Below are 1,589 nucleotides of genomic sequence, written 5' to 3' on the forward strand. Positions count from 1 at the left end.
CATCATCGGCATGCCTTTGATTTTCGCGATCGTGGCCTACGTCTCCTTCCTCTACGCGGGAATCAAGGCCAACGGCGCCGGCCATTTCTTCAAGGAACAGCTTTTCCCGCCGGGCGTGCCCAAACCCATCTACCTCTTCATGACGCCGATCGAGTTGCTCTCGACCTTCGTCATCCGCCCGCTCACGCTGACCATCCGACTTCTGGCCAACATGGTCTCGGGGCACCTCCTGCTCGTCCTCTGCTTCCTGGGGACCCACTACCTCTACCTTTCGATGAGCGGGGGAATGGGGATCGCCCTAGGCTCCCTGACCCTCGCGGCAGGGGTCGTGTTCACGCTTTTCGAGGCTTTCGTAGCCGCCTTGCAGGCCTACATCTTCGCCCTGCTGGCCGCGGCCTACATCTCACTGTCCATAGAACACTGATTTATCCACCGAACAAAAGGAACTCGAAATGGTCGTCTCGATCGCACCCATCTGTGACGGGCTCGCGGCCCTCGGCCCCGGCATCGGCATCGGACTCATCGGCGCGAAGAATCAGGAAGCGACGGCGCGCCAGCCCGAGCTCAAGGGATACCTGCGCGTCAACATGTTCCTGTCGATCGCCTTCACCGAGGCCCTCGGTCTTCTGGGCTTCGTGGCCGGCTTCGCCTTCGGCTCCTGATCATGACGACCGCTTCCGAGCACTCCCTCATACTTCCGGCGACTGCCGACCTGGTCTGGGGAACCGTCTCGTTCGTCATCGTCGCCCTGGCGATCTTCAAGTTCGCCTGGCCCACCTTCATGCGGCTGCTCGACGAGCGCACGCAGAAGATCGACGAGGGGCTGAACCAGGCGGAGCGCGCCCGCGAGGAGGCAGCCCGCGAACGGGCCGCGCTCGCGGACGAGGTAGACGAGGCCAGGCGCGAGGCGGCGAGAATTCGCGAGACCGCTCAGAGCAACGCCGCGACGATCGTCGAGGATGCCAAGAAGAACGCCTCCGTCGAGGCGAAGAGGGTCGCGGACGCTGCTCAGCGCCAGATAGAGGCAGACGCGAAGCTCGCGAGAACCCAGCTTAGGCGCGACGTCGGATCGCTGGCCGCCGAACTGGCCGGCCGAATTGTCGGAGAGCAGGCCCTCGATCCCAAGGTCTCTTCCGCCGTGGTCGATTCCTTCCTCGACGAGCTCGAGGCGGATGTGAGCGCCCCGGCCGGACAGCGGCCGAAGGAGAAGTAGATGCGTGCAGTCAGCCGGGAATCCTACGAGCGTGCAAAGGACCGCTGGGGCGCGCTTTTGCGGCAAAAGAGCGCGCGCGGGCTCGATTTCGGTGAGGAGGCCTTCTCCGCAGCCGACGTTCTTCGCGCGTCCGGCCAGCTTGGCCTCCGACGTCTTCTCCGCACGGTTTTCCGAGGAGACGTCCGAGCTCGTCGTCGGGCTCGTGCGCGATCGGTGGGCCGACGAGGCGGACATCGCCGACTCCGTCGAGCTCCTCGGCGTCCAATCGGTGCTCGCGCACTCCGATTCGGCCGGAAGGCTGGGCGAAACGGAGGGCGAACTGTATCGGGCCATGAGGCTTTTGGCCGAGGAGCGCGACCTGCGCATCGCCCTGTCC

At 64.8% G+C, this 1,589-nt stretch carries 3 protein-coding genes and 1 pseudogene; all 4 read left to right on the forward strand.

Annotated features, from left to right (window positions below):
- Window positions 1-424, forward strand: a 424-nt coding sequence (locus ACO48X_RS04270; protein WP_485000892.1) for a F0F1 ATP synthase subunit A, incomplete at its 5' end; no start/stop codon positions are given.
- Between the two features lie 28 nt (window positions 425-452).
- Window positions 453-662, forward strand: coding sequence for an ATP synthase F0 subunit C (gene atpE / locus ACO48X_RS04275; protein ID WP_485000893.1), 210 nt, complete (start codon window positions 453-455; stop codon window positions 660-662).
- A gap of 2 nt (window positions 663-664) precedes the next feature.
- Window positions 665-1,213, forward strand: coding sequence for a F0F1 ATP synthase subunit B (locus tag ACO48X_RS04280; protein ID WP_485000894.1), 549 nt, complete (start codon window positions 665-667; stop codon window positions 1,211-1,213).
- Window positions 1,214-1,304: 91 nt separating this feature from the next.
- A pseudogene (locus tag ACO48X_RS04285) lies at window positions 1,305-1,589 on the forward strand (hypothetical protein); the annotation flags it as partial.

The organism is Peptidiphaga sp., from assembly GCF_057238965.1.